This is a genomic window from Pseudomonas sp. ITEM 17296 (assembly GCF_028895205.1).
In the GTDB taxonomy this organism is placed as follows: domain Bacteria; phylum Pseudomonadota; class Gammaproteobacteria; order Pseudomonadales; family Pseudomonadaceae; genus Aquipseudomonas; species Aquipseudomonas kermanshahensis.
In genome coordinates this window covers 22,004-46,976 of the sequence record NZ_WJRS01000022.1, presented here as the reverse complement: position 1 = coordinate 46,976, position 24,973 = coordinate 22,004, and the positions used below count along the sequence as shown (strand labels likewise).

The following is a 24,973-nucleotide window of genomic DNA, read 5'->3' as shown; positions in this document are numbered from 1 at the left end:
CATGCAAGTCGAACAACTGACCTGCGCCATCGGTGCCGAACTGGTCGGCGTCAGGCTGGCCGATGCCATTCACGATGACGGCCTGTTCGCCGAGATTCGCGCCCAGCTGCTCAAGCACCGGGTGCTGTTTTTGCGCGACCAGGCCATTAGCCGCGCCGAGCACGTGGCGTTCGCCCGTCGCTTCGGTGAGCTGGAGGATCACCCCGTCGCTGGCAGCGACCCGGAGCACCCGGGCCTGGTGCAAATCTACAAACGCCCCGACCAGCCGGCCGACCGCTACGAAAACGCCTGGCACACCGACGCCACCTGGCGCGAAGCCCCGCCAATGGGCTGCGTGCTGCGCTGCGTGGAGTGCCCGCCGGTGGGCGGCGACACCATGTGGGCGAACATGGTTCTGGCCTACGCCAACCTGCCGGCCGAGATCAAGGCCCGCATCGAGGGCTTGCGCGCCCGCCACAGCATTGAGGCCAGCTTCGGCGCCGCCTTGCCGACCGACAAGCGCCTGGCGCTCAAGGCCCGCTACCCCGATGCCGAGCACCCGGTGGTGCGCACCCACCCGGAAACCGGCGAGAAGGTGCTGTTCGTCAATGCCTTCGCCACCCACTTCACCAACTACCACACCCCCGAGCGCGTGCGCTTCGGCCAGGACGCCAACCCCGGCGCCGCCGACCTGCTGCGCTACCTGGTGAGCCAGGTGTACATCCCCGAGTACCAGGTGCGCTGGCGCTGGTCACCCAACAGCATCGCCATCTGGGACAACCGCAGCACCCAGCACTACGCCGTCATGGACTACCCGGCCTGCCACCGCAAGATGGAGCGAGCCGGGATCATGGGCGACAGCACTTTCTGAACAGACAAGAACAAGACTGAGGATCAGACATGCAATTCTTCGACGACTCGCTGCACCCGGAAAACATGGAAAAGGTAGTCATCACCGTGGCCCCCTATGGCCCCGAGTGGATGCCCGACGATTTCCCCCAGGACATTCCGGTGACCATGGACGAGCAGGTGCAAAAGGCAGTCGATTGCTACGAAGCCGGCGCCACTGTACTGCACCTGCATGTGCGTGAACTCGATGGCACCGGCTCCAAGCGCCTGTCCAAGTTCAACGAGCTGATCGCCGGGGTGCGTGAAGCGGTGCCGGACATGATCATCCAGGTCGGCGGCTCGATTTCGTTCGCACCCGAAGGCGAGGGTGAAGCGGCCAAGTGGCTGAGCGACGACACCCGCCACATGCTGGCCGAGCTGACCCCAAAGCCTGACCAGGTGACGGTGGCGATCAACACCACCCAGATGAACATCATGGAGCTGCTGTACCCGGAATACCTGGAAGGCACATCGCTGGCCAACCCTGGGATCCAGGCCGCCTATAGTGAAATGACCGTGCCCGCCGGGCCGGCCTGGGTCGAGGAGCACCTGCGTCGGCTGCAGGCCAGCAATATCCAGCCGCATTTCCAGCTGACCGGCATGCATGCCCTGGAAACCCTCGAGCGCCTGGTGCGCAAAGGCGTTTACAAAGGCCCGCTGAACCTGACCTGGATCGGCATTGGTGGCGGTTTCGATGGCCCGAACCCGTTCAACTTCTTCAATTTTGTGCACCGTGCGCCGGATGGCTGCACCCTGACCGCAGAGTCGCTGCTCAAGAACGTGCTGCCGTTCAACACCATGGCCCTGGCCATGGGCTTGCACCCGCGCTGTGGTATCGAAGACACCATCATCGACCAGCACGGCAAGCCGTTCACCTCGGTGCAGCAGATCCAGCAGACCGTGCGTGTGGCGCATGAGCTGGGGCGTGAAGTGGCCAATGGCAAGGAAGCCCGGGCGATCTACCGGATCGGCGAGCAGTACGCATCCGTCGAGGAAACCTTGCTGGCCAACGGCATGGCGCCGAACCGCCGGCCAGGCCAGAAGGGCGTGCCACAGCGCGCCTAAGGCACTGGCCTCACTCCCTTGTAGGAGCAGCCTTGTGCTGCGAAGAGGCCCGTGATTACTGCGAAGATTCGCGGTTCTGCCTCTTCGCAGCCTGTAGGAGCAGCCTTGTGCTGCGAAGAGGCCCGTGATTGCTGCGAAGATCTGCGGTTCTTTCACCGGCCTCTTCGCAGCGCAAGGCTGCTCCTACAAGGGGCGCGCGTCTGACGCGAGGCATGAGGCCAGCACCCGCAGCACAGATTTTGGCATTTGTTCATAACAACAAAAACAACCCAAGCCAGATACCCGAGGAGGCAGCATGGCCACCTATCACACCGGTGCGACGGACCCAGGCACGGATACATCACTGGGCATCCCCCGGCGCTATGCCTGGATCGTCTTTGCCCTGACCTTCGGCCTGTTGATCTCCGACTACATGTCGCGGCAGGTGCTCAACGCCGTGTTCCCCCTGTTGAAGCAGGAATGGCAGCTCAGCGACAGCCAGCTCGGCCTGCTCAGCGGCATCGTCGCCCTGATGGTCGGGCTGCTGACCTTTCCGCTGTCATTGCTCGCCGACCGCATCGGCCGCATCAAGAGCCTGACCTTCATGGCGGTGATGTGGAGCCTGGCCACGCTGGGCTGCGCAGTTGCCGAAAACTACCAGCAGATGTTCATCGCGCGCTTTCTGGTCGGTGTCGGCGAAGCTGCCTATGGCAGCGTCGGTATTGCCGTGGTGGTGGCGGTGTTCCCGCGTGAGATGCGTGCCACCTTGGCTGGGTCGTTCATGGCCGGTGGCATGTTCGGCTCGGTGCTGGGCATGGCCCTGGGCGGGGTGATGGCTCAGCACCTGGGTTGGCGCTGGGCGTTCGCTGGCATGGCGTTTTTCGGCCTGGCCTTGGCGCTGCTCTACCCGCTGATCGTGCGCGAGGCGCGCATTGCCCCGAAAAATCAGGCAAGCGCCAGCGACAAGGCCGCCTTGAAGGCATTGCGCCCGCTGCGCACGCTCTATTCAAGCCGCTCAGTGATCAGCGCCTATGTCGGCAGCGGCTTGCAGCTGTTCGTCGGCGGCACGGTGATCGTCTGGATCCCCAGCTACCTGAACCGCTACTACGCCATGAGCACCGACCGGGCCGGCGCCGTGGCAGCAATCATCGTGCTGTGCAGCGGCGTCGGCATCGTGCTGTGCGGCATGTTGTGCGACCGCATGGGGCGCGATCGCCCTGATCGCAAGATCAGCCTGGCCATCGCCTACTGTCTGGGCAGCTGTGTGCTGCTGTCAGTGGCCTTCGCCATGCCGGCGGGCCTGCCGCAACTGGTCCTGATCTGCCTGGGCATGATGATTGCCGCAGGCACCAATGGCCCGTCCAGTGCCATGGTCGCCAACCTGACCCACTACACGGTGCATGGCACGGCATTCGCCACCCTGACCCTGAGCAACAACCTGCTCGGCCTGGCCACAGGCCCGTTGATCACCGGCAAGGTGTCCGACCTGATCGGCCTGCAAGCCGCCTTTCAACTGGTGCCGTTGATCAGCATCGCCGCCGCGGCGGTGTTCTTCTACGCCAAGCGCCACTACCACCCTGACATGGCGCGCCTGGCCTGTGGCAATAGCCCGCAAGCGCCTGTCGAGCCTGTACTGGAGGCCCGTACGTGAAGCATTCGCTGTCGATTGACGTGTATTTCGATTTCATCTGCCCGTGGTGCCTGATCGGCAAGCGGCAACTGCAAACCGCGCTGGCTCAGTTGCGCGAAGCCCGGCCCGAGGTCGAGGTCACCCTGGCCTGGCACGGCGTGCAGCTGTTGCCCGACCTGCCCGCAACCGGCCAGCCGTTCGCCGATTTCTACCGCCGCCGCCTGGGCAGCGACGAGGCGGTGCGGCAACGCCAAGGGCAAGTGCAGGAGGCTGCGCGTGCCGTGGGCGAGCTGATCGACTTCAGCCGGATCGCGCGCATGCCCAATACTGCCGACGCCCATCGCCTGCTGCTGCATGCGGTCGAGCTGGGCAGCGAGCAACAGGTCGAGGCGCTACTGGAGCGGCTGTTTGCCGCGTATTTCCGCGAGGGCGAAGACTTGGGCGATCGCGACACCCTGTTGCGCATCGCCGAACAGTGCGGCTTTACGCCTGCCGCGCTGGCCGGGAGCCTGAGCGCTGATGGCCGGCCGTTCATCAGTGCCAGCGCCGACATCGCCAGCAGGGGCGTGCCGTGTTTCGTCTTCGACGACCACCTGCGCGTGTTCGGTGCCCAACCGGCAGAACAACTGCTCGACGCCATGCACCTGGCGCTGTCGCGTTCGGCGGGGGTGCAGGCGTGAACGGGCGTATCGAGGTACCGGCCCAGCGCGTGCCCGGCGTCGGCGAGCGTGTGCTGTTCGAACACGGGGGCAAAAGCCTGGCGTTGTTCAATGTCGACGGGCGTTTGCTGGCCATCGACGACAGCTGCCCGCACCAGGGTTCATCGTTGTGCGCCGGGCAACTGGACGGCGCTGTGATCCAGTGCCGCGCCCATGGCCTGCGCTTTGACCTTGCCAGCGGCTACCTGCTCAATTCCAAGGCACTCAAAGTGGCCAGCTACCCGGTGGAGGTGGAGGGCAACCAGGTCTTTATCATCATCACCGGCCAGGAGGTGGTGTCATGAGCACCCTTGCGCTTGCCCAGGTCAACCACCGCGCGCGGGAGTTGGCGCCGGGGCTTAGCGTCAGCCTGATTGCCGCTGGGGCGGCAAGCTTTCTGGCGGAGCATTATGGCGCGCCGGTCATGCTGTTCGCCCTGCTACTAGGCCTGGCACTGAATTTTCTGGCCAGCGATGGCAAATGCAAAGCCGGCATCGAATTCACCGCACGCACGGTATTGCGCCTGGGCGTGGCATTGCTGGGCATGCGTATCACCCTGGAGCAGATGGCAGGCCTGGGCTGGAAGGCCGTCGCACTGGTGGTGATCCTGGTGGTGGTGACCATCGGCGTGTCGATGGTGGCGGCCAAGGCCCTGGGGTTCCAGCGCCTGTTCGGCATGCTCACCGGTGGCGCCACGGCGATCTGCGGCGCCTCGGCGGCGTTGGCGCTGGCCGCTGCGCTGCCCAGCCACCCGCAAAAAGAGCGGGCGACGCTGTTCACTGTGATCGGTGTGTCGGCGTTGTCGACCCTGGCGATGATCCTCTACCCAATGATCGCCAACGCGCTTGGCCTGTCGCCACAGGCTGCCGGGGTCTTTCTTGGCGCGACGATCCATGACGTCGCCCAGGTAGTGGGGGCGGGCTACAGCATGTCGCCCGAAACCGGCGACACCGCCACGGTGGTCAAGCTGATGCGCGTCGCCATGCTGGTGCCGGTGATTGTTGTCGCGGCCATGATCTCGCGCCGCCAGGGTACCGACACCGCAGGCAAGCGCCCGCCATTGCTGCCCTGGTTCGCGGTGGGGTTTCTGGCGCTGGCCTGCATCAACAGCACCGGGTGGGTGCCGTTGGCCGTGCAGGGTGGGGTCAACGAGCTGTCGCGCTGGTGCCTGGTGGTGTCGATCAGTGCCCTGGGCATGAAGACCCAGCTCAAGGAGCTGGCCGCCGTGGGCATCAAGCCGATTTTGCTGATGGTCGGCGAGACGGTGTTCTTGGTGGCGCTGGTGCTGGTGCTGTTGCACGTGGGGCTCTAGGTTTTGTACGAAGCAGTGCTGTAGGTTTCAGCTCCTCTTTTCGGCTTCAGAAAGAGTCATAACAGTTGCTGGTCGACCTATGTCGATACACAACGCTTGATGCGTGAGGATCTACAGAGCCTAGCCCAAATTTTCATTGGTACTTCTGACACACCACTAGCCAGTGACATTTGAGGCATACCGGCTCTACACACCTGACATTTTTGTCAGTAGCGGTGCAGCAAGCGCTCATGTCACCTTTTCTAAACGGGCACCCGCTCGGTGTCTCATTAAGCGTGAGGTGGCGTATGTCGAAGAATATTATGGGTATTGACCCTTTTAATAGTGAAAATAACGAAATATTCAACACCACCAGCAAAAAAAGCACAGGTGTAGACGCGCGCACAGGGCTATTTGAGGCGTACGTGCCCTTACCCACAATTACCTGCAACATGGGCTTGGGGCCGGCAATTGACATGAGCCTTAGCTACACCCCCATGGTCGATAATCGCGCAGGCCTTGGTGACGGCTGGTCGTTTGCGTTTACTACCTATAATGAAGCTATTAACCAGCTGCGGCTGCATTCTGGTGAGGCCATAACCGTTGAGAAGGAAAAGGATCTTCCTGGCCCCTTGGTCATTGCCTACTGGGCTGCAGACCACACGGCCCTGACGGTCAAACGACCTGACGGGCGAGTGGAGGTGTTGAAGCGTGCCGGTGTCAGCCAGGTGTTCGTACCGGTCAGTATCAGCCAGGATGGTAAAAGCTTCGCCACCCTTGCGTGGGAGGCAAAAGAGCGAGTACTCGATGATACCGTACACTACCAAATCAGGCTAATTAGCATAGCAGATACCGCACCTGCACAAAACGCTGCGCAGGATGAAGTGAGGGTGCATGTGCGTCTGCAATACGCTGCCGATGATGCGGATATTCAGGAAATTGGAATAGGTTTTTGGGAGTTCTGTGCGCCCCTTGCCTGCACTTACGCATTGACACTCAATGACTATGCATTAACAACTGTCACACTACCTGAAGGGCATCAATACACCTTTTCCTATGACGACCACGCGCAATGCGGCTATTTGCTGGCCGCGTTAACGACTCCAGAGGGATTGACTGAAACGGTCACCTACAAGGATAACGGCCTGACCTTTCTGAATGACAGCAAACTGTCGAGCTTACCTTGCGTTGCAACACATACGACTACACCTGCGAATGAAGTAGCAAAAGTTATCAAGCAATATTCATACATAAAAGAGGAGTGGTACTTGCTCAGTGCAAAGCAAATCTCAGGCCTGGCGGAGTATCTGGGTACTGAAGAGGCCCAAAAAAACGAGGCTGTTTGCTTTTTCTATCCTTGGCTCGAAACTGGCGAGCTCGCTACATGTAACTCATATTTAAATCTCCTTCATCTTGCTGATGCTTATCATTGCAAGAAGTTGCAAGGTGCCCTAATAGACCTAGGTGACTTTCGTGGGGTGAACCGCCCACTGTCTGGCGTGCCTTACTTTGAAGAGGCTATTCCAGGGCTAAAATACTCTTTTTGCATTCTAGCTTTAGTTGATCAGTTCGGCATCGATTTCAAATTGCAATCTGCTTATCGCACCATTATCCAATGCGCAAGCCACGTCGAAACTATCTATTTTGGTGTCGATCATCAGACCCTAATGACCTCAATCCATAACCTGTCTAATAGCGGAGACATTGCGCGCACATTTTATACCTATGAAGAGGGCTCCATCTCCACGCGAAATTTCATCAATAGCCAGCTACAAACCGAAACCAGAAGCGAATTTAACGGTGCACTAATCGTCAAGCGTGGCTGCCCACAAGAGACCAAAGAGTGGACGTATTTCACTGACAGCCACACCGTTGAGAAAAAGGGTGACGATGGCTACTCATTCATCCCAAGCAAAATAGCGACAGAAAGAACCGTATACCCTGACGGCACCTCTATGTCAGCACGGTTCACTTACAATACCATCGACTCACGCCCCGCCACACGTAAACAGTTCTTTAGCGACGATTCACAGTGGATCGAACAACGTTACCGCTATGACCATCGTGGGCTGGCAGAATTGACGACCGAGCATTCAACAGGGCATCAGTCCCATAAAACTGTCAGCCATAGCCTGTCTGGTTTTGCCCTTACGACAACGACGACTGAGCGCTTAGGGACGATCACGCGAGAAACCACTCAAACTTACCATGTTCTTAACGACCGGCTTATCAGCGAAACCGACGCCGACGGTAACTGCTCTACATTTGACTATGATGCTTATGGGCGACTGACCCAGCGCACCACGTGCGCGCAAAATATAGAATTCCGTGAGGCCACGCTTTATCAGCACCCTTCGGCCTCCCGTGTGGAGGTTATTGAGCCCAACGGTGTCCGTCGCGCTTATGATTACGATGGGCGGGGCAATGTCGTTAAAGAGCATCTGGCAGCGCCTGCCTCGAACAACCAAGCTGTCGTTTGGAAGTTGGTGAAGGCCGCAGAGTTCGATAACAGCGGGCGCCCAAGTACCACCCTGAACTACGATTACCTACCCCACGTAGACGGAGAACAAATCGTCACGCAACGGTGTGAGCATGAGTATGACTGTTGGGGTAATGCAGCAGTCCAGCGCTTCTCCACGGGTGAGGTGGTCGTCAATAGCTACGACCCCAAGCAGCACATGCGCGTAGAACGACAAGGCGCGCCCGACGAGCTTCACGGACAATTCACTTATTACAATATCGACGATACCGTAAAAAAAGTCGAATGGAGAGACGCTACAGGCACCCTTAAAAAAATCGAAGGCTTCAATTACTGTGGGCCTGGCTTGGTCAGTAAGCATGTGACATTGGACGGCAATGCATACCACGTGGCGATCCATGACTACGATGCCATCGGGCGCCTCTGTGGCACAAGACATTACATCGATGAGTTCCGTTGCTGGAGTGATGACAGCTTCAAAGACTACCTTTCAGAATTTTTATCTACATCCCACCGTTTCGGTTCAAGCGGTTCAAGCAAGTACGCCGAATACCGGTACACATATCCTGATGATTTGCTTGCAACGGAATCTACCCGTGTGACCCTCAACTACAACACCCTCGGCAAACGCACATTTGACGACGCGGGGCGATTGACAACCCTCTCGCGCGACGGATATACGGAAACGTTTTCATATCAAGATGATAGCTTGGTACCTACTTCGAAAGTTACCGCCGACGGTAAAATATTAACTTATACCTATATCAAGGAACTCGGCAATCGGGTCGCCAGCATCAAGGAAAAGACCACGTCACTCACACAGCACTTCACCTATGCAACAGCCTCCAAGCCTACCTCATTGGCAGCGGAAGAAAATCAGCATGTTCGTTTCACCCATGATCCGTACGGGGGCGTAACTCGGCTTGAGACACAATTTAAGCCCTCCGTGGTACCGGCATCGGCTAAGCCTGAAACGCCCAAAACCACAAAGATCACTGTTTATAAACGTTCGCCGGCAGGGCGCCTGCTTTCTGAGGACGATGCCAGTGGTGGTACAACCGTTTTCGACTACGATGAGCATGGCAGGCGCTCCACGACCAAGCACCAGCATGCCGGTGGCTCCGAACTGAGTGAGCTGCATTCTAGTTACAACACCTTGGGCCAGTTGGCCAATGAAACGCTGAGCGTGAGTAAATGCAAAAAGACCACATCTGGGCTCAGCCACCCATTAAGCACACATTACAAGTACGACACTGAAGGTCGCGAAATCGAACGTACGTTCAAAACACACAAGGGGGAACTGAGGGTGACCCGTGGTTATGATACCCATGGGCGCTTGACACATACGCAGTTGACTCAAGATAGCGAGGTGCTGGGTGAGCGCACATTGAGCTACAACCTACAGGGTAAACTCGCTAGCTGCAGCACTTCCGGTGTATGGCAGCCAACTGCGAACGGTAAAACCATTGAAAAACAGGCGTTCACTTATGATGTTTTGGGTAACATCTCGCGCTGCACGACGCAGTTCGCATCATCACCCAGCGTCACTTCAACCTTTTCCTACTCCGGCACACGACTCCTCGAGGTGAAGCACAGCGATGAATCCTTGGGCAGCAGTGGAAAGCTTTCTTATGACAACGCCGGTCGTGTGATCAAAGACCACACCGGTAAAACCTATGAGTATGATGTGTTAGGACGAAGGGTTAAAGCGGGTAGTAAACGCTATACCTACGACCCCCTAAGCAGGCTGATGACATCGGGTAACGGCCAGGATCAAAACCTGATTATCTACGATGATTTGACTGTGCGCGGGGAGTATGCAGTCAATTCCAGCGCTATGCGCCATTGTTGCCTGGAAGGTGTGGGTATCTCTGTTATTTGTAGAGTCAACGTTGGCGTAAAACGGTTTCTGGCCCAACTCAAGGACTTCAATGGTACCGTGCTGATTACTTATGACCTGACTGCCGATACATTAGCCCATCACGCCTACACCGCTTACGGCAAACAGAGTTCGTCCGAGAGCGAAGCACTGGCAGGTTTCAACGGCGAGTACCGCGATGCCGATACTGACCAGTACCCACTGGGCAACGGGTACCGCTGGTACGTACCCGAAACAATGTGCTTTTACAGCCAGGACAGTCTAAGCCCATTTGACGAAGGTGGTGTGCATACGTATGGATACTGCGACGGTGACCCGGTCAATCGTCAAGATCCTTCAGGCCACTTTTGGGTTGGACTAATCCCTCAAGGTATTAGCTTGTTTACGTCTTATCTGTTCTCCAATGAGGTCCATAAAGGCCTTGCCAACGTGGTGGGTGAGAAAGCGGCGAACATTATCTCCACAGTCTTCTGGGCGGGCTTGGGAGTTGCCACGGCAATCGCTACGGGTGGCCTGAGCCTTTGGCTAACGGCAGCAATTATCGGGTTATCACTGGTTGCATTTGCAACGGCCGTGGCGTCCGTAGCGATCGAAGATACAGACCCCAACACCGCCGAGATACTGGGCTGGGTCAGTTTCGCCACGACAATTGCTGCAGGAGGCGCGAATGGACTGAGAAAGTCAGGGATGTTCGCAATGAAATCCCTGCGCAAGCTGTCAACCAAGCTGGGCAATCGCTCTGGTAAGTGTCTGGAGCATCTGTTGAACACGGCTGGAGGGGCGGCAAGCAAATATAGACCTGCAGTGACCCCACAGCTAAGAAGTGAAATAGCCATGCAGGAAATCGGTCAACGCCGTGGGTCCTTTGCAGCGCTTGAACATCTGGTAGACGATCTAAACGCTCCTCTTCATCAACCTCAACCGTCTTGGAAAGCACTGGGTCAAATATTTGACAGCGGTGACGCCAATACCCTCGCCTGTACCGTTACAGGCTTGTTGGGCATGACCAATACCTTCAGTGACTCACTCGATGACATCAACGGCCAAGTGAATAACGATACTTGGCTGCCTTGGGGTAACTGGGATGGCTTTGCCAAGCGTTATCCGGTGGGGCGTCTGTTCAGGGCACGTTGAAGCGGTAAAAAACGCTTGGGTGTAAGGTCCCGGAATGAGAGGGTGCGGATTGATGGTGAATCGTTCGGGATTATTCGCCCCAGGCCTCACACATACCTTGAAGGGGGGCGCCATCACGAACAGGTGCTGCTTGCCGCTCTCAAGAGTTGTGTATCGACATGGGCCGACCAGCAACTGTTATTACACTCTGAAGCCGAGAAAGCGGAGCTGTTACGCCGGGTAAAGCTCAAACTTGCTAGTGCTCCGCTGTTTGTCGATAAGTTCACGACATCGTTGGGTTGTACTTAAACCCACCCAAGAGAGCGCTTGTGCTGTGCGTCGAAACCGAAGTCTGTCACCACGCGCTCAGCGCGTGGTGACTGGCCCCTGGGCCGCGCTGCGGGCGCGTTTGAGTGGCGTGGGCAGGTCATGCTGAACACGCCAGGTGGCCGGTGGCTGGCCGAACTGGCTGATGAACCAGCGGGTGAACGAGCTGTGCATGGAATAGCCGAGCATGTCGGCGATACGCCCCAGCGAATAGCCGGGGCTTTCCAGGTAGCGCAGCACCAGGTCGCGGCGCACGCCGTTGACCAGATCGCTGAAGGTGGCGCCTTCTTCTTCCAGCCGGCGCTGCAAGGTGCGCACGTTCATGCCTTGGGTCTGGGCGATGTGTTCGATGGTGGCGCGGCCCATGGGCATCAGCAAAAAGATCGACTTGCGCACCTCGTGCACCAGGGAGGGGTTGCCGTCATCCTGCAGCGTACACACGTAGCGCTGGGCGAGCCGCGCCATGGCTTCGTTGGCCTGCGGGTTGGCCGTGTCCAGGTCGGAGGCCGAGCAGACGATGCCGTTGAAGTCGCTGTTGAACTCAAGCTTGCAGCCAAAAATACGCCGGTGAATGGCCACGTCGGCAGGGGCGGCATGGGTGAAGTTGACGCTGATCGGGTGCCAGTGGGCGCCCAGCAGCGCTGAGCAGAAGCGGTGCATCACACCGATGGCCAGCTCGATGGCCTGGCGGCTGTGTATCGGCTGCTCGGTGATGACCTCCTGGCGGATGATCACCGTCTTGCCGGTTTCTTCGATGTGGATCGCCAGCGCATTGTTGAGCACATGGCGGTACTGCACGATCACCTGCAGCGCATCGCGCAGCGAATGCTGGTGGCTGATCAGCAGGCTGACCTCACCAAAATCCGACAACTGGCGCAGTTCGGCCATGCGCAGGCCGAAGGCTTCGCAGCCGCTCAGCCGCGCCGATTCTTCAAGTACGCTGATGGCGGCAGCCACCGGGATGCGCTGGTCAGGCGCTTCGAGCAAGGACGCACTGAGGCCAGCCTGGGCCAGCAGGCCATGGCCGTTAAGGCCCAGGTGGCGGGAAACTTCCAGGTAATTGGTGAGCGAAGCCGCTCGGGCGAGCACGGTCATATTGTTGTTTTCCACGTGTTCTTGATGGGCATCCCGCTGCGCTGGCGGGTAGTCACTTATAGCGCCTGTGTCATCAGATGCAAAGCCATTTTCCTGCCGTTGGTCGCCCGTGGCGAGGGGGCTGCGGGCGGCCGCGTCGGCCGTGTCATCAACTGAAAAATCCGTGACGCGCAATGTAAAGCGTGTGCCGGACCGACTCATTACTCTGGCCCTCAAGCAGTCGGCAATCGACCGAGTGAACAGAGCAAGGGCCCTGACATGGAAAAACTGCAAACCGCCGCCACCGTGCTGATCGTTCCCGGTCTGCGCGACCATGTACCTGAACATTGGCAGACCCTGTTGCAGGCGCGCCTGGCCAAGGTGCGTGCGGTGCCGCCACTGGAAACCGACAAGCTCAGCTGCACGGCACGGGTCGAAGCGATCGAGCGTGAGCTGGCGCAAATCGAGGGCCCGGTGATCCTGGTCGCGCACAGCGCCGGCGTGCTGATGGTGGCGCATTGGGCGGCGCGCTATCAGCGGCCGATCAAGGGCGCCTTGCTGGCCGCACCGCCAGACCTGCACAGCGATTGGCCGCAAGGCTATCCCACCCCGGATTCCCTGCGCGCCCAGGGTTGGGCGCCATTGCCAGGCGGCCCGCTGCCGTTCCCCAGCCTGGTAGCCGCCAGCAGCAACGACCACCTGGCCAGCCTGAGCGCAGTCGCCGGTCTGGCCACGCAGTGGGGCAGCGCACTGATCGAGCTCGGTGCCGTTGGCCACCTCAACCCTGCCTCGGGCTACGGCCCGTGGCCCCAAGCCGAGGCCCTGATACAGCAACTCGACCGCTGAGCCGCGCCTAACCCCCACGCAGAGACATCGCATGAACAACAATAAAAACGTTCTCTTCTGCCTTCCCCGCCGTAACGTGATGGCTACATTGCTGCTGGTCGCCGGTGCGCCGGCTGCCCAGGCATTCCAGCTGGACATCGCCAACCCCGACTGGAGCGTGCGCTTCGACAACACCGCCAAGCTCAGCTACGGCCAGCGGGTCGAAGGCGAAAACGCCAAGATCGCCCGCACCGCCAACCTCAATGACGGTGACAAGAACTTCAGTGTCGGCAGCGCGGTCACCCAGCGCCTCGACCTGCTCACCGAGCTGGATGTGGTCTATCAGAACACCATGGGCATGCGCGTCAGTGCGGCCAGCTGGTACGACCATGCCTATGACGACGTGGGGTCCCATTCCAACCCGTTCCCCGGCCAAGCGGGTAACGCTGGCAACCTGGTGCTGGCACGCCCGGCCGGTGGCTTGCCGGCGGGTACCGTGCTGGCCGGTGGCCCGGCACGCCACCATGGCCTGAGCCGTTACAGCGACCGTTACTACAACGGGCCGTCGGGCGAGTTTCTGGATGTCTTCGTGTTCTACAACACCGAAATCGGCGACGAGTCGATGCTGAGCGGCAAGCTGGGCTGGCACTCGGTGTACTGGGGCGAGACCCTGTTCAACGCCGCCAACGGCATCAACTATGGCCAGTCGGCCCTGGACCTGGCCAAGCTGTACAACGTGCCGGGTACCGAAACCAAAGAACTGTTCCTGCCGCGCAAGCAGTTGTCGCTGAGCTACACGGTCAACCCTGAACTGACCCTGGCGGCGCAGTACTTCCTCGAGTTCGAGAACTCGCGCCTGCCCGAAGGCGGTACCTACATGGGTGCCTATGACATGCTGGGCGATGGCGGTGAGATCTTCTGGTTGCCGGTGCCCAATGCCGTCGGCGGTGCCGGTGCCTTCTACGGCGCGCCGCGCGGGCATGACATTCGCCCCCACAACACGGGTGACTTCGGCTTGATGGCCAAGTGGAGCCCGGAATGGCTCGACGGCACCTTGGGCTTCTACTACCGCAACACCTCCGACCCGACCCCGGCCGTGCTGATCAACGCCCCCAACCTGCACACCGGCAGCCTGGCCGGCAGCAGCTACATGGCCGCTTACGCCGACGACATCGACATCTACGGCATCAGCCTGGCGAAGAGCGTCGGCCCGGTCAGCGTGGGGTTGGACGTCAACTACCGCGAGAATATGCCGCTGATCAGCAACTTCAGCACCATCAACGGGCCGCTGTACGAGGCCTTGGCCGGCACCGCCGGCGGCACCAACCTGATCGGCGAGGTGCCAGGCCACGGTGAAACCGGGCTGGCCCGCGGTAAAACCTTCCATGTGGTGCTCAATGGCCTGGTGTCGTTTGGCGCCACGCCGCTGTGGAATGCGTCGTCGTTGGCCGTGGAGGGCGCGATGACCCACCTGGTCAGCGTCGACAAGGGTGAGCAGACCTTCAAGGGCGACTCCACCTACCACGGCGTCGACAAGGTCACCACCAACGCCTACACCCTGGCGGTCAACTTCACCCCGACTTGGTTCCAGGCGCTGCCGGGGGTCGATGTGTCGATGCCGCTGTCCTACAACGTCGGCCTCAAGGGCAACTCGGCGATCCAGCTGGGCGGTAACGAGGACTCTGGCAGCTACTCGGTGGGGATCGCCGCCGATGTCTACCAAAAATACAAATTTGACCTGAAGTACGTCGACTCCTTCGGCAAGTTCGATACCTGCTCGAGCGGTACCGACAACAACACCCCAGGCACCAACGGGCGCTACCAGTGCATCCCTGGGCAGATCACGTCGCAGGCCGGCCTGGCGCCGCTGCTCAAGGACCGCGGCATGGTCACTGCCTCGTTCAAGACCACCTTCTGAAACTCCATTACAACAACAAGCGGAGAAACCTGATGAAGTATCTCAATAGCCTGCTGTCGGCCTCGCTTGCGGTCGTTATCGCCGGGGGCGCCCAAGCGGCCGCCCCGGCCCAGGATGTCGCCCGGCTGGGCAAGGACCTGACCGCGGTGGGTGCTGACAAGGCGGGCAACGCCGACGGTTCGATCCCGGCCTACCAGGGCGGCCTGAACACCCCGCCCGCGGGCTTCAAGCAAGGCGATACCCTGCGCCCCGACCCCTTTGCCACTGAAAAGCCGCTGCTGGTGATCGACGGCAAGAACGTCGACCAGTACAAGGACGCGCTGACCGCCACCACGGTGGAGCTGGCCAAGCGCTTCCCCACTTTCCACATCGACGTCTACCCCAGCCACCGCACTGCCGCGCTGCCCAAGGCACTGCTCGACAACACCCTGAAGAACGCCGCCAATGCCAAGTCCCTGCAGGACGGCATGGCCATCGAAAATGTCCTGCCAGGCGTGCCGTTCCCGGTGCCGCAATCGGGTGCCGAGGCCATGTGGAACCACCTGCTGCGCTACCAAGGCGTGGCGCAGAAGGCCAAGTACGACTCCTGGAACGTCGACGCTGCCGGTGTTGCGGCCCTGGCGACCACGGGCCTGGCCTACAACGCCTACCCGATCTACGAAGACCTGAACAAGGTCATCGAAGCCAAGGACATCTACTTCCAGACCAAGCTGTACTTCGAAGGCCCGGCGCGCCGTGCCGGTGAGTCGATGATGCTCAAGGACGCCGCCAACCCGCTGGTGCAAGAACGTCGCGCTTGGCAGTACCTGCCGGGGCAGCGCCGTGTGAAGCTGGCGCCGAACCTGGCCTACGACACCCCCAACCCGGGCACCGCCGGCTCGGGCACGTTCGATGACGTGTACGTGTTCAACGGCGCGCTGGACCGCTACGACTGGCACCTGGTAGGCAAGCGCGAGATGTACGTGCCGTACAACACCTACCGGCTGACCTACATCCACGACCCGAAAACCCTGACCACGCCGAACCACCTGGCGCCTGACCAGGTGCGTTGGGAGAAGCACCGCGTGTGGGTAGTGGAAGGCACGCTCAAGGGCAATGCGCGGCACATCTATGCCAAGCGCCGCTTCTACCTCGACGAGGACAGCTGGTTCGCCCTGGCCTCCGACCAGTACGACGCCCGTGGCCAGTTGTATCGCGGCTCGTTCAGCTTCTTCACGCAGAGCTACGACGTGCAGATCCCCAACAACAACCCGCATGTGGTCTACGACCTGGTGGGTGGCAGCTACAACGTCAATGGCCTGATCGGCCCGCACGGCGGTATCGAGTACATCGCCCCTCTGTCCAAGGCGCAGTGGTCGCCGGAAGCCCTGGCCGGCGCCGGTATTCGCTGACCCCGACGATCAGCCTGCCGGCTGGCCACAGGTGGCCGCCGGCAGGGTTTGCAGAGGATGTGGCATGGCTACTTTGAACACGTTTACGCCGTGGGCGCTGGCCGTCGCGCTCACCTTGGGCTGCGCTTGCGGTGGGGCCCAGGCGGCCTATGTCGATGTATTGGACTTGCCGGCCAAAACCAGTGCCTTGGTGGTGCACAGTGCGCTGCGCGATGTAGCACTGGCCGGTGAGCGGCTGGTCGCGGTAGGGCCGCGTGGCCATATCGTGTATTCCGACAACCAGGGCCAGGATTGGCACCAGGCCAGCGTGCCGGTCAGTGCCGACCTCAATGCCCTGGTGTTCCCCACTGCCCTGGAAGGTTGGGCGGTGGGCAACGATGGGGTGATCCTGCACAGCCGTGACGGCGGCGCCAACTGGGCGGTGCAGCTCGATGGCCGGCAGATTGGCGCTTTGGTGGCGGCCCATTACCAGGCCTTGGCCAAGGCCCATCCCGAGGACGCGCAATGGGCGCAGTTTGCCGCCGAGGGCCAGCGCCTGGAGCAGGAGGGCGCCGACAAGCCGTTGCTCGGTGTGTGGTTCGCCGACGCCCGCCACGGCTACGCGGTGGGGGTGTTCAACCTGATCCTGCGCACCGACGACGGCGGCAGCACCTGGGTGCCGATGCAAGACCGCACCGACAACCCGCAAGGTTTTCACCTGAATGCGATCCGGGCCGTCGGCGATGCGCTGTACCTGGTTGGCGAACAGGGCCTGCTGCTGAAGTGGGATGCCGGCCAGCAGCGCTTCGTCGCCTTGCCCAGCCCTTACCCAGGTACCTGGTTCGGCGTGTTCGGCAAGCCTGGCGAGGTGCTCGCCTACGGCCTGCGCGGCCATGTGGCACGCAGCCTCGATGGCGGCCAGAGCTGGGCCAAGGTGGACACCGGGGTGACCCAGAGCATCACCGCCGCCAGCCTCGACAGCCACGGTGACTACTGGCTGTTCAGCCAGGGCGGGCAGGTGCTGCGCAGCCGCGACGGCGGCCTGAGCTTTGCCGTGCAACCGCAGGTGCCGCCGGCACCGGTGGCCGGCGCCCTGCAGACCGGCGCAAATGCCACCGTGCTGGTAGGCGAGCGCGGTGTACGCGTGCTGCCCGCCCGATAAGCCTCCAAGCATTCCAAGAGAACCCAGTGATGGCCAACATCAAGCAAGACACCCTGCCGGTCATCCGCGACCTGAGGGATTTCGACCCGCGTTCCGGCAACGTGCTGGAGCGCATGGTCTTCAACTACCGCCCGCTGTTCATGCTGTTCATGGTGCTGGTCACGGGGGTGTTGGGGTACCTGGCGCTGACCCGCCTTGAGCTGCGTCCCAGCTTCGAAAAAATGATCCCGCAGAGCCAGCCTTACATCCAGAATTACCTCGACAACCGCAAGTCGCTGCGCGGCCTGGGCAACGCGGTGCGGGTGGTGGTAGAGAACACCCAGGGCGATATCTACGACCCTGAGTACCTGGACGTGCTCAAGCAGATCAACGACGAGCTGTTTCTGGCCCAGGGCGTGGACCGCGCCTGGATGAAGTCGTTGTGGAGCCCAGGGGTGCGCTGGACCGAAGTCACCGAGGAAGGCTTCCAGGGTGGCCCGGTGATGCCCGACGATTACCAGGGCAAGCCCGCCGACATCGATCAACTGCGCCAGAACATCAACCGCGCTGGCATTGTCGGTAGCCTGGTGGCGACCGATTTCAAATCGAGCATGCTGGTGGTGCCACTGCTCGACCACGACCTGGCCACCGGCCGCGGCATTGATTACCGGCAGTTCTCGCAGATGCTCGAGCAGCTGCGCGACAAGTACGAGTACGCGGGGGACAGCACGGCGCGCAAGGCCGGCGAAGAGGGCCATGGCAAGTACAAGGTGCGGGTCATCGGGTTTGCCAAGCTGATGGGCGACCTGAGCGACGGGCTGGTCCAGGTGATGATGTTCTTTGCTCTGGCGGTGCTCACGTCGCTGGTGATCATCTTCCTGTACACCCGCTGTGTGCGCAGTACCTTGCTGGTGGTGTTCTGTTCGCTCACGGCGGTGGTGTGGCAACTGGGTATCGTCGGCTGGCTGGGTTATGCCATCGACCCTTATTCGATCCTGGTGCCGTTCCTGATTTTCGCCATCGGCGTGTCCCATGCGGCGCAGAAGATGAACGGCATCATGCAGGACATTGGCCGTGGCACGCACCGGCAGGTCGCGGCACGTTACACCTTCCGCCGCCTGTTCGTGGCCGGGGTCACTGCGTTGCTGGCCGACGCCGTGGGCTTTGCCGTGCTGATGCTGATCGACATCCCGGTGATCAAGGACCTGGCAATCACCGCCAGTATTGGTGTCGCGGTGCTGATCTTCACCTCGTTGCTGTTGATACCGGTGGCGTTGTCCTACGTCGGCGTGGGCCGCAAGGCCGCCGCACGGGCGCTGCGCATCGACCAGCGCGCTGCCGAGCACCGCGGCTTCGGCAAACTGTGGGATGCGCTCGACCGCTTCACCACGCGCAAGTGGGCCACGGGCGCCGTGCTGGTGGCCACGCTGATGGGCGTGGGTGGGTTCTGGGTGAGCCTGCAGTTGAAGATCGGTGACCTCGACAGCGGGGCGCCAGAGTTGCGCGCCGATTCCCGCTACAACCGCGACAACGCTTACATCACCCAGCATTACGCGCTGTCCAGCGACCTGTTCGCGGTGATGATCAAGACCCCGCCGGAAGGCTGCCTCAGCTACCAGACGCTGATGCTCGCCGACCGCCTGGCCTGGGAGCTGCAGCAGTACCCGGGCGTGCAGACCACGGTGTCGCTGGTGAATGCCGTGCGCCAGATCACGGCGGGTTCATTCGAGGGCAACCCGAAGATGAGCAGCCTGCAACGCAACCAGGACATGCTCAACTACGCCGCCCAGCAAGCGTCGGTCAATGCGCCGGAGCTGTTCAACACCGACTGCTCGATGATGCCGGTGATCGCCTACCTCAAAGACCACAAGGCCCAGACCCTGGACGACGTGGTGGCCATCGCCGACCGCTTTGCCCGCGATAACAGCAGCCCCGACCGCCAGTTCATGCTCGCGGCCGGCAGTGCTGGCATCGAGGCGGCAACCAACATTGTGGTCCGTGAAGCCAACCGCACCATGTTGCTGTTCGTCTACCTGGCGGTGACGCTGTTCTGCCTGATCACTTTCCGCAGCTGGCGGGCGACGCTGGTGGCGCTGTTGCCGCTGGTGCTGACCTCGGTGCTGTGCGAGGCCTTGATGGTGGTGATGGGCATTGGCGTGAAAGTGGCCACGTTGCCGGTTATCGCCCTGGGCGTCGGCATTGGTGTGGATTACGCCTTGTACCTGCTCAGCGTGCAGCTGCATTACCAACGCCAAGGTCGTTCGCTGGGCGAGGCCTACCAGAACGCCGTGGCCTTCACCGGCCGGGTGGTGGGGCTGGTCGGCATTACGCTGGCGGCGGGGGTGGTCGGCTGGGCGTGGTCGCCGATCAAGTTCCAGGCCGACATGGGCATCCTGCTGACCTTCATGTTCCTGTGGAACATGCTCGGCGCCCTGGTGCTGATCCCCGCGCTGTCGTACTTCCTGCTGCCGGACAAACGCTTTGTCGCCGCTGCGCCCCAACCCTGCGCGCCCACCGCGCCGCCGGGTGAGCAAGTGAGCGAACCCCGGGCGCACACACGGATGAGCGCATGAGCGCCCTATTAGTTGAAACGAACACGGAAACTGGAATCTACCTTCATGGCCAAGACAAAAATAATGCCGCCGGCAGCCGGTGCCTATGCCTACCCCTTGCTGATCAAGCGCCTGCTGATGTCGGGGGTACGGCAGCATCCTGAGCAGGAGATCGTCTACGCCGACAGGCTGCGCTACACCTACCGCGACCTCGACCAGCGGGTTCGGCGCCTGGCCAATGTGCTGCGTGCTGCCGGGGTGCAGGCGGGCGACACCGTGGCGCTGCTGGACTGGGACAGCCACCGCTCGCTGGAGTGCTTTTTTGCCGTGCCGATGCTAGGCGCCGTGCTGCACACAGTGAACGTGCGGCTATCGCCGGAGCAGGTCGCCTACACCATGAACCATGCGCAAGACGACCTGGTGCTGGTGCACGACGACTTCGTGCCGCTGCTGGAGCAGATTCAGGGCCAGCTGGGCACGGTGCGAGGTTACCTGCAACTGACCGACGAACAGGCCACGGCCACCACGCTGCCAGTGCTGGGCGAGTACGAGGCGCTGCTGGCCAGTGCCAGTTGCCAGGCCGAGTTCGACGACTTCGACGAGCACTCGGTGGCCACGTTGTTCTACACCACCGGCACCACGGGCAACCCCAAGGGGGTGTATTTCTCCCACCGTCAGTTGGTGCTGCACACCCTCAACGAACTGGGCACCTTTGCCGCTTACGACGGCCAGCCGCTGTTGCGTTCGAGCGACGTGTACATGCCGATCACGCCGATGTTCCATGTGCACGCCTGGGGTGTGCCGTACGTGGCCACGGTGCTGGGGGTCAAGCAGGTGTACCCGGGGCGCTACGAGCCGAACACGCTGGTCCGGCTGTACCGCGACGAGGGGGTGACGTTCTCGCACTGTGTGCCGACCCTGTTGCAGATGATGCTGGACTGCGAGCAAGGCCGGCACACCGATTTCAGCCGCTGGAAGATTCTGCTCGGTGGCAGCGCGCTGACCCACGGCCTGGCCCGTCAGGCTAGCGAGCGCGGCATGCTGATCTACAGTGGCTACGGCATGTCGGAGACCTGCCCGCTGCTGACCCTGACCCACTTGCGCGAAGAAGACTTGGCCTTGCCCATGGGCGAGCAGGTAGCGCAGCGCATCAGGACCGGCGCCCCGGTGGCGATGGTCGACTTGCGTATCGTCGATGCGCAAGGCAACGACATGCCACACGACGGTGAGTCGCTGGGGGAAATTGTGGTGCGCTCGCCCTGGTTGACCCAGGGCTACCTGCACGAGCCGCAGAAAGGCGCCGAGCTGTGGCAGGACGGCTGGCTGCACACCGGTGATATGGGCTCGATTGACCGCCACGGCGTGCTGGAGATCAAGGACCGCATCAAGGACGTGATCAAGACCGGCGGTGAATGGATCAGCTCGCTGACCCTGGAAAACCTGATCAGCCAGCACCAGGCGGTCAGCGCCGTGGCGGTGGTCGGCATTCCCGATGAACAGTGGGGTGAGCGGCCGATTGCCCTGGTGGTCCGCGCGCCCGGTGACAGCCTTGACCAGCCGATGCTCGAGGCGCACCTCAAACAGTTCGTCGATCGGGGCCAGATCAACAAGTGGGCGATCCCCCGGCAGGTGCACTTCGTCACCGACATCCCCAAGACCAGCATCGGCAAGATCAACAAGAAGCTGATTCGCGAGATGCATATGGGGGTGTAGGGGAACAATCTGTAGCAAGCCCCAATCCTGTGGGAGCAACTGTCTTGCGCAATTTTGACGTGGGAGCGGGCTTGTCCCGCGAATGGGGCTACGCGGTGCATGGCACCGGCTTCGCCGGTGTTCGCGGGGCAAGCCCGCTCCCACGTGCGTTAATTTTTAGAAATTGCGCAGACAGTTGCTCCCCCAGGTCCCTGCTAAACCAATAAGTTATGTGCTGTCCTATGGAAGCCGGCTAAACCAATGAAGTCTATTTTTGTGTAGGGATTGGACTGCCCCTCCCGAACCTGCACAATTGCCGGCTTTTTCGCGACAGGAAGCCGCCATGCAACGGATTGTGATTCTGGGAAATGCCGGCAGTGGTAAATCCACCCTTGCTCGTGCCGTGGGCAAGCGGCTCGGCGTGCCGGTGGTTCACCTGGATACCCTGTTCTGGGAGGCCGGCTGGGTCGAACCGGATGCCGAGCAGTTCCGCCAGCGGGTCGGCGAGGCGACAGCAGGGGACAGCTGGGTGTGTGAAGGCAACTACGCCCGGCGCACATTCGACCTGCGCCTGCCCCGTGCCGACCTGGTCATCTGGCTCGATACGCCCCGGCTTACCTGTTTCACCCGGGTGATCCTGCGCAGCGTCATGAACCGGCCCCGTCCAGACCTACCCGCCGGTTGCACAGAGAAACTTGACCGGGCGTTCCTGACTTTCCTGAACTTCGTGTGGAACTTCGATCGCGGCTACCGCCCAGGCATCGAGGCGCAGCGCCTGGCGAAAGGGCCGCAGGTGCCTGTCGTGCACGTGCGTGGCAGCAAACAGATTGGCGCATTTCTCGACAGCTTGCCGGCTGCCGGCGTGCTGGCGTCAGGCGGGCAGTAGCGTACGCATCGCAGCGGTCACGGCGAGGGCGAACAGCATCACTGGCAAGATTGAAAACCGTGAAGCGGCATAAGCGGTAAGTGCCAGGGCGATGAGGTCTGCGGGGTGGCCAGAAACGAAGGCGGGCGTGATCACGGCAACCAGCACGCAGCCAGGGGCGGCGTTCAGCACCCGGGTGAATGGCTTGGCCCACAGGTACGCGCTGACCAGACCGGCCAGCGTGCCCGCCAGCACGTACCCGCCACCGGGAATCAGCAGGTAGAACAGCCCTGCAGTCACGAGGCTGAATAGCCAGGGCAGGGCGGCGTGCACCCCTTTCCACAGGCCCTTGAGCAGTACCAGCAAGACGGCGGCTAATGCCGTGTCCAAGCCGTAGGGGTGCAGGTCACCCAGCAGCGGCCCGATCAACGCGCCGAGCGTGATGAAGCTGACCCAGGCCACCCACTGACACCCCCTCGAAGAAGTGGCGCCGGTGCGCGGGCTCGATTGCGGTGGTGGCTCGGTGGACGCGGCAGCGGGGCATTCGCGTTCTGGCGTTGCAGGGGGATCTTCAACTACGGATTCAAGGGCATTCATGGTCACCTCCAGTGGGGGCAAATTATTCCAATGAATCGCTGAAATCGGGTTGCGTAGTGGCTCTACTGGCGTGATTATTTGGCATCTGCTGCCGAAATATTCCAATCAAAGGTCTTCAATGCCAATCAAGCTCGACGCCATCGATCGACGTATCCTGCGGGCGCTGCAACGCGACGGCCGCCTACAGAACCAGGAACTGGCCAAACAGGTGGGGTTATCGCCCTCACCGTGCCTGCGGCGGGTGCGCCTGCTGGAAGAAGCCGGCGTTATCGAGCGCTATGTGGCGCTGGTGGACCCGGCCAAAGTGGCGCTGGGCCTGACCTTGTTCGTGCGGGTGTGGCTCAAGCGCCAAGACCAGGACACCACCGATGAGTTCGTCGAGGCCGTGCGGCTTTTGCCCGAAGTGGTGGAGTGCCACGTCATGGCGGGCGACTGCGACTTGCTGTTACGGGTGGTGGCAGCGGACCTTGAGGCCTATCGCCGCTTCCAGATCGCTCACTTGACCAGCCTGAGTGTGGTGCAAAACGTCAAGACCGAAGTGCCCATGGAGAAAATCAAGCTCACCACCGAGTTGCCGGTGTAGGCGGGCTTCGATTCGCAACGCGCCAGGCATTCTTGGCCTAGAGTTAGCGGCACGTGCGATGGCGCAATGCAATTAATTGCCAGTCGCCACAACTATTTCCATCGGCAAATGTCACTTCTCGGAGCCGGTACGAATTATGGGGCACCGGCCACGCATTTTACGGAGCTAACTCGACATGGCAGCACTGCAAAACAGTACGTTGGAAGCGATTGTCAGCAATCAGGCGCAGCTGCTGAGTGAGTGGCACGCCGCACTCGAAGCCAACGGGGCGACGCGTAACATCCGCGAACAGGAACTGCGCCAGGAAACCCGTGAATTCCTCCAGTTGGTGGTCGACGGCTTGCGCAATGAAAGCGGCACCAACATCGCTGCCGAAGGCTGGGAAGAGACACGCCGCTTCCTCGAGAAGCTGTCTGCCAGCCGCGCCCAGGTGGGCCAAGAGTCCCATCAGACCGCGTTCTTCATCTTTGCGCTGAAGGGCCCGCTGTTCAACTTGCTGCAAGCCCATTACCGTGAGCAGCCGCAGCTGCTGGCCGAGCAGCTGTGGGAGATTTCGTCGCTGTTCGATGCCTTTGGCCTGCACACCATTCGCACCTACCAGAAGAATCGCGAAGCCGTGATCAAGCGTCAGCAGGAAGAACTGCTGGAGCTGTCGACCCCTGTGGTCAAGTTGTGGGAAGGCGTCCTGGCGTTGCCACTGATTGGCACCCTGGACTCCCATCGCAGCCAGACCGTGATGGAGTCGCTGTTGCAACGCATCGTCGACACAGGCTCCGAGATCGCCATTATCGACATCACGGGCGTGCCAACAGTCGATACCTTGGTGGCCCAGCACCTGCTCAAGACCGTGACCGCCATCCGCCTCATGGGCGCCGACTGCATTATCAGCGGCGTGCGCCCGCAAATTGCGCAAACCATCGTGCACCTGGGCCTGGACCTGGGCACGCTGACCACCAAGTCCAACCTCGCCGATGCCCTGAAGCTGGCGCTGGCGCGCCTGGGTACCGCTGCTGGCGAGCGGGGCTGAG

At 61.2% G+C, this 24,973-nt stretch carries 18 protein-coding genes; 16 read left to right on the top strand and 2 right to left on the bottom strand.

What is annotated here, in order from left to right; genetic code table 11:
• Nucleotide 1 precedes the first annotated feature (1 nt).
• From GIB19_RS21220 to GIB19_RS21190, 7 genes are all read left to right on the top strand, one after another.
• Entirely contained in the window at nt 2-850 is an 849-nt protein-coding gene (locus GIB19_RS21220) for a TauD/TfdA dioxygenase family protein (protein ID WP_274887877.1), read from the top strand.
• 29 nt (nt 851-879) lie between these two features.
• On the top strand, nt 880-1,932 hold the full coding sequence (locus tag GIB19_RS21215; protein ID WP_027596390.1) for a 3-keto-5-aminohexanoate cleavage protein: 1,053 nt from the start codon (nt 880-882) through the stop codon (nt 1,930-1,932).
• A gap of 295 nt (nt 1,933-2,227) precedes the next feature.
• Nucleotides 2,228-3,562: an MFS transporter gene (locus GIB19_RS21210; protein WP_085273821.1), complete on the top strand. Its 1,335-nt coding sequence runs from the start codon at nt 2,228-2,230 to the stop codon at nt 3,560-3,562.
• On the top strand, nt 3,559-4,221 hold the full coding sequence (locus GIB19_RS21205; RefSeq protein WP_274887876.1) for a DsbA family oxidoreductase: 663 nt from the start codon (nt 3,559-3,561) through the stop codon (nt 4,219-4,221). The genes GIB19_RS21210 and GIB19_RS21205 overlap by 4 nt, the downstream gene beginning before the upstream one ends.
• The gene (locus GIB19_RS21200) at nt 4,218-4,544 is read left to right on the top strand and encodes a Rieske (2Fe-2S) protein (RefSeq protein ID WP_099429632.1); all 327 of its coding nucleotides are present in this window, start codon (nt 4,218-4,220) and stop codon (nt 4,542-4,544) included. Before GIB19_RS21205 ends, GIB19_RS21200 begins: the two co-directional genes overlap by 4 nt.
• Nucleotides 4,541-5,551, top strand: coding sequence for a YeiH family protein (locus GIB19_RS21195; protein WP_274887875.1), 1,011 nt, complete (start codon nt 4,541-4,543; stop codon nt 5,549-5,551). Before GIB19_RS21200 ends, GIB19_RS21195 begins: the two co-directional genes overlap by 4 nt.
• A gap of 287 nt (nt 5,552-5,838) precedes the next feature.
• Nucleotides 5,839-11,022: an RHS repeat domain-containing protein gene (locus GIB19_RS21190; protein WP_274887874.1), complete on the top strand. Its 5,184-nt coding sequence runs from the start codon at nt 5,839-5,841 to the stop codon at nt 11,020-11,022.
• Between the two features lie 345 nt (nt 11,023-11,367).
• Here the strand turns inward: GIB19_RS21190 and GIB19_RS21185 are convergent, their stop codons facing one another.
• Nucleotides 11,368-12,423 carry an AraC family transcriptional regulator gene (locus GIB19_RS21185; protein ID WP_274887873.1) on the bottom strand — a complete coding sequence of 352 codons (1,056 nt, stop codon included), beginning with the start codon at nt 12,421-12,423 and terminating at the stop codon, nt 11,368-11,370.
• A gap of 258 nt (nt 12,424-12,681) precedes the next feature.
• Between GIB19_RS21185 and GIB19_RS21180 the strand changes: the two genes are divergently transcribed.
• The 7 genes from GIB19_RS21180 (at nt 12,682) to GIB19_RS21150 (ending at nt 22,786) form a co-directional block, all read left to right on the top strand.
• Nucleotides 12,682-13,248: an RBBP9/YdeN family alpha/beta hydrolase gene (locus GIB19_RS21180; protein WP_238211559.1), complete on the top strand. Its 567-nt coding sequence runs from the start codon at nt 12,682-12,684 to the stop codon at nt 13,246-13,248.
• Between the two features lie 31 nt (nt 13,249-13,279).
• Nucleotides 13,280-15,145 (top strand): DUF1302 domain-containing protein, encoded by a 1,866-nt coding sequence (locus tag GIB19_RS21175; protein WP_274887872.1) that lies wholly within the window; start codon nt 13,280-13,282, stop codon nt 15,143-15,145.
• A gap of 32 nt (nt 15,146-15,177) precedes the next feature.
• Nucleotides 15,178-16,536 (top strand): DUF1329 domain-containing protein, encoded by a 1,359-nt coding sequence (locus tag GIB19_RS21170; protein WP_099453819.1) that lies wholly within the window; start codon nt 15,178-15,180, stop codon nt 16,534-16,536.
• A gap of 64 nt (nt 16,537-16,600) precedes the next feature.
• Nucleotides 16,601-17,677 carry a WD40/YVTN/BNR-like repeat-containing protein gene (locus GIB19_RS21165; protein ID WP_274887871.1) on the top strand — a complete coding sequence of 359 codons (1,077 nt, stop codon included), beginning with the start codon at nt 16,601-16,603 and terminating at the stop codon, nt 17,675-17,677.
• Nucleotides 17,678-17,706: 29 nt separating this feature from the next.
• Complete coding sequence (locus tag GIB19_RS21160; RefSeq protein ID WP_274887870.1) at nt 17,707-20,229, top strand: efflux RND transporter permease subunit; 2,523 nt, start codon at nt 17,707-17,709, stop codon at nt 20,227-20,229.
• Between the two features lie 45 nt (nt 20,230-20,274).
• On the top strand, nt 20,275-21,921 hold the full coding sequence (locus tag GIB19_RS21155) for a fatty acid--CoA ligase (protein WP_238211569.1): 1,647 nt from the start codon (nt 20,275-20,277) through the stop codon (nt 21,919-21,921).
• Between the two features lie 322 nt (nt 21,922-22,243).
• Nucleotides 22,244-22,786, top strand: a complete 543-nt coding sequence (locus GIB19_RS21150; protein WP_274887869.1) for an AAA family ATPase — start codon at nt 22,244-22,246, stop codon at nt 22,784-22,786.
• Here the strand turns inward: GIB19_RS21150 and GIB19_RS28515 are convergent.
• A complete protein-coding gene (locus GIB19_RS28515) occupies nt 22,772-23,362 on the bottom strand; it encodes a hypothetical protein (protein ID WP_446731403.1) in 591 nt (196 codons plus the stop codon). The two genes, GIB19_RS21150 and GIB19_RS28515, sit on opposite strands and share 15 nt — an antisense overlap.
• A gap of 118 nt (nt 23,363-23,480) precedes the next feature.
• On the opposite strand from GIB19_RS28515, the gene GIB19_RS21140 reads away from it, so the two are divergent.
• On the top strand, nt 23,481-23,945 hold the full coding sequence (locus GIB19_RS21140) for an Lrp/AsnC family transcriptional regulator (protein ID WP_081717555.1): 465 nt from the start codon (nt 23,481-23,483) through the stop codon (nt 23,943-23,945).
• Nucleotides 23,946-24,120: 175 nt separating this feature from the next.
• A complete protein-coding gene (locus tag GIB19_RS21135) occupies nt 24,121-24,972 on the top strand; it encodes an STAS domain-containing protein (RefSeq protein ID WP_274887868.1) in 852 nt (283 codons plus the stop codon).
• Nucleotide 24,973: the final 1 nt, after the last annotated feature.

Bases quoted from the DNA above. Each gene is read 5' to 3' on its own strand.
- GIB19_RS21140 (WP_081717555.1), top strand. From the start codon at position 23,481: ATGCCAATCAAGCTCGACGCCATCGATCGACGTATCCTGCGGGCGCTG.
- GIB19_RS21135 (WP_274887868.1), top strand. From the start codon at position 24,121: ATGGCAGCACTGCAAAACAGTACGTTGGAAGCGATTGTCAGCAATCAG.
- GIB19_RS21170 (WP_099453819.1), top strand. From the start codon at position 15,178: ATGAAGTATCTCAATAGCCTGCTGTCGGCCTCGCTTGCGGTCGTTATC.
- GIB19_RS21150 (WP_274887869.1), top strand. From the start codon at position 22,244: ATGCAACGGATTGTGATTCTGGGAAATGCCGGCAGTGGTAAATCCACC.
- GIB19_RS21155 (WP_238211569.1), top strand. From the start codon at position 20,275: ATGGCCAAGACAAAAATAATGCCGCCGGCAGCCGGTGCCTATGCCTAC.
- GIB19_RS21165 (WP_274887871.1), top strand. From the start codon at position 16,601: ATGGCTACTTTGAACACGTTTACGCCGTGGGCGCTGGCCGTCGCGCTC.
- GIB19_RS21185 (WP_274887873.1), bottom strand. From the start codon at position 12,423: ATGACCGTGCTCGCCCGAGCGGCTTCGCTCACCAATTACCTGGAAGTT.
- GIB19_RS21190 (WP_274887874.1), top strand. From the start codon at position 5,839: ATGTCGAAGAATATTATGGGTATTGACCCTTTTAATAGTGAAAATAAC.
- GIB19_RS21215 (WP_027596390.1), top strand. From the start codon at position 880: ATGCAATTCTTCGACGACTCGCTGCACCCGGAAAACATGGAAAAGGTA.
- GIB19_RS28515 (WP_446731403.1), bottom strand. From the start codon at position 23,362: ATGAATGCCCTTGAATCCGTAGTTGAAGATCCCCCTGCAACGCCAGAA.
- GIB19_RS21175 (WP_274887872.1), top strand. From the start codon at position 13,280: ATGAACAACAATAAAAACGTTCTCTTCTGCCTTCCCCGCCGTAACGTG.
- GIB19_RS21220 (WP_274887877.1), top strand. From the start codon at position 2: ATGCAAGTCGAACAACTGACCTGCGCCATCGGTGCCGAACTGGTCGGC.
- GIB19_RS21195 (WP_274887875.1), top strand. From the start codon at position 4,541: ATGAGCACCCTTGCGCTTGCCCAGGTCAACCACCGCGCGCGGGAGTTG.
- GIB19_RS21180 (WP_238211559.1), top strand. From the start codon at position 12,682: ATGGAAAAACTGCAAACCGCCGCCACCGTGCTGATCGTTCCCGGTCTG.
- GIB19_RS21210 (WP_085273821.1), top strand. From the start codon at position 2,228: ATGGCCACCTATCACACCGGTGCGACGGACCCAGGCACGGATACATCA.
- GIB19_RS21160 (WP_274887870.1), top strand. From the start codon at position 17,707: ATGGCCAACATCAAGCAAGACACCCTGCCGGTCATCCGCGACCTGAGG.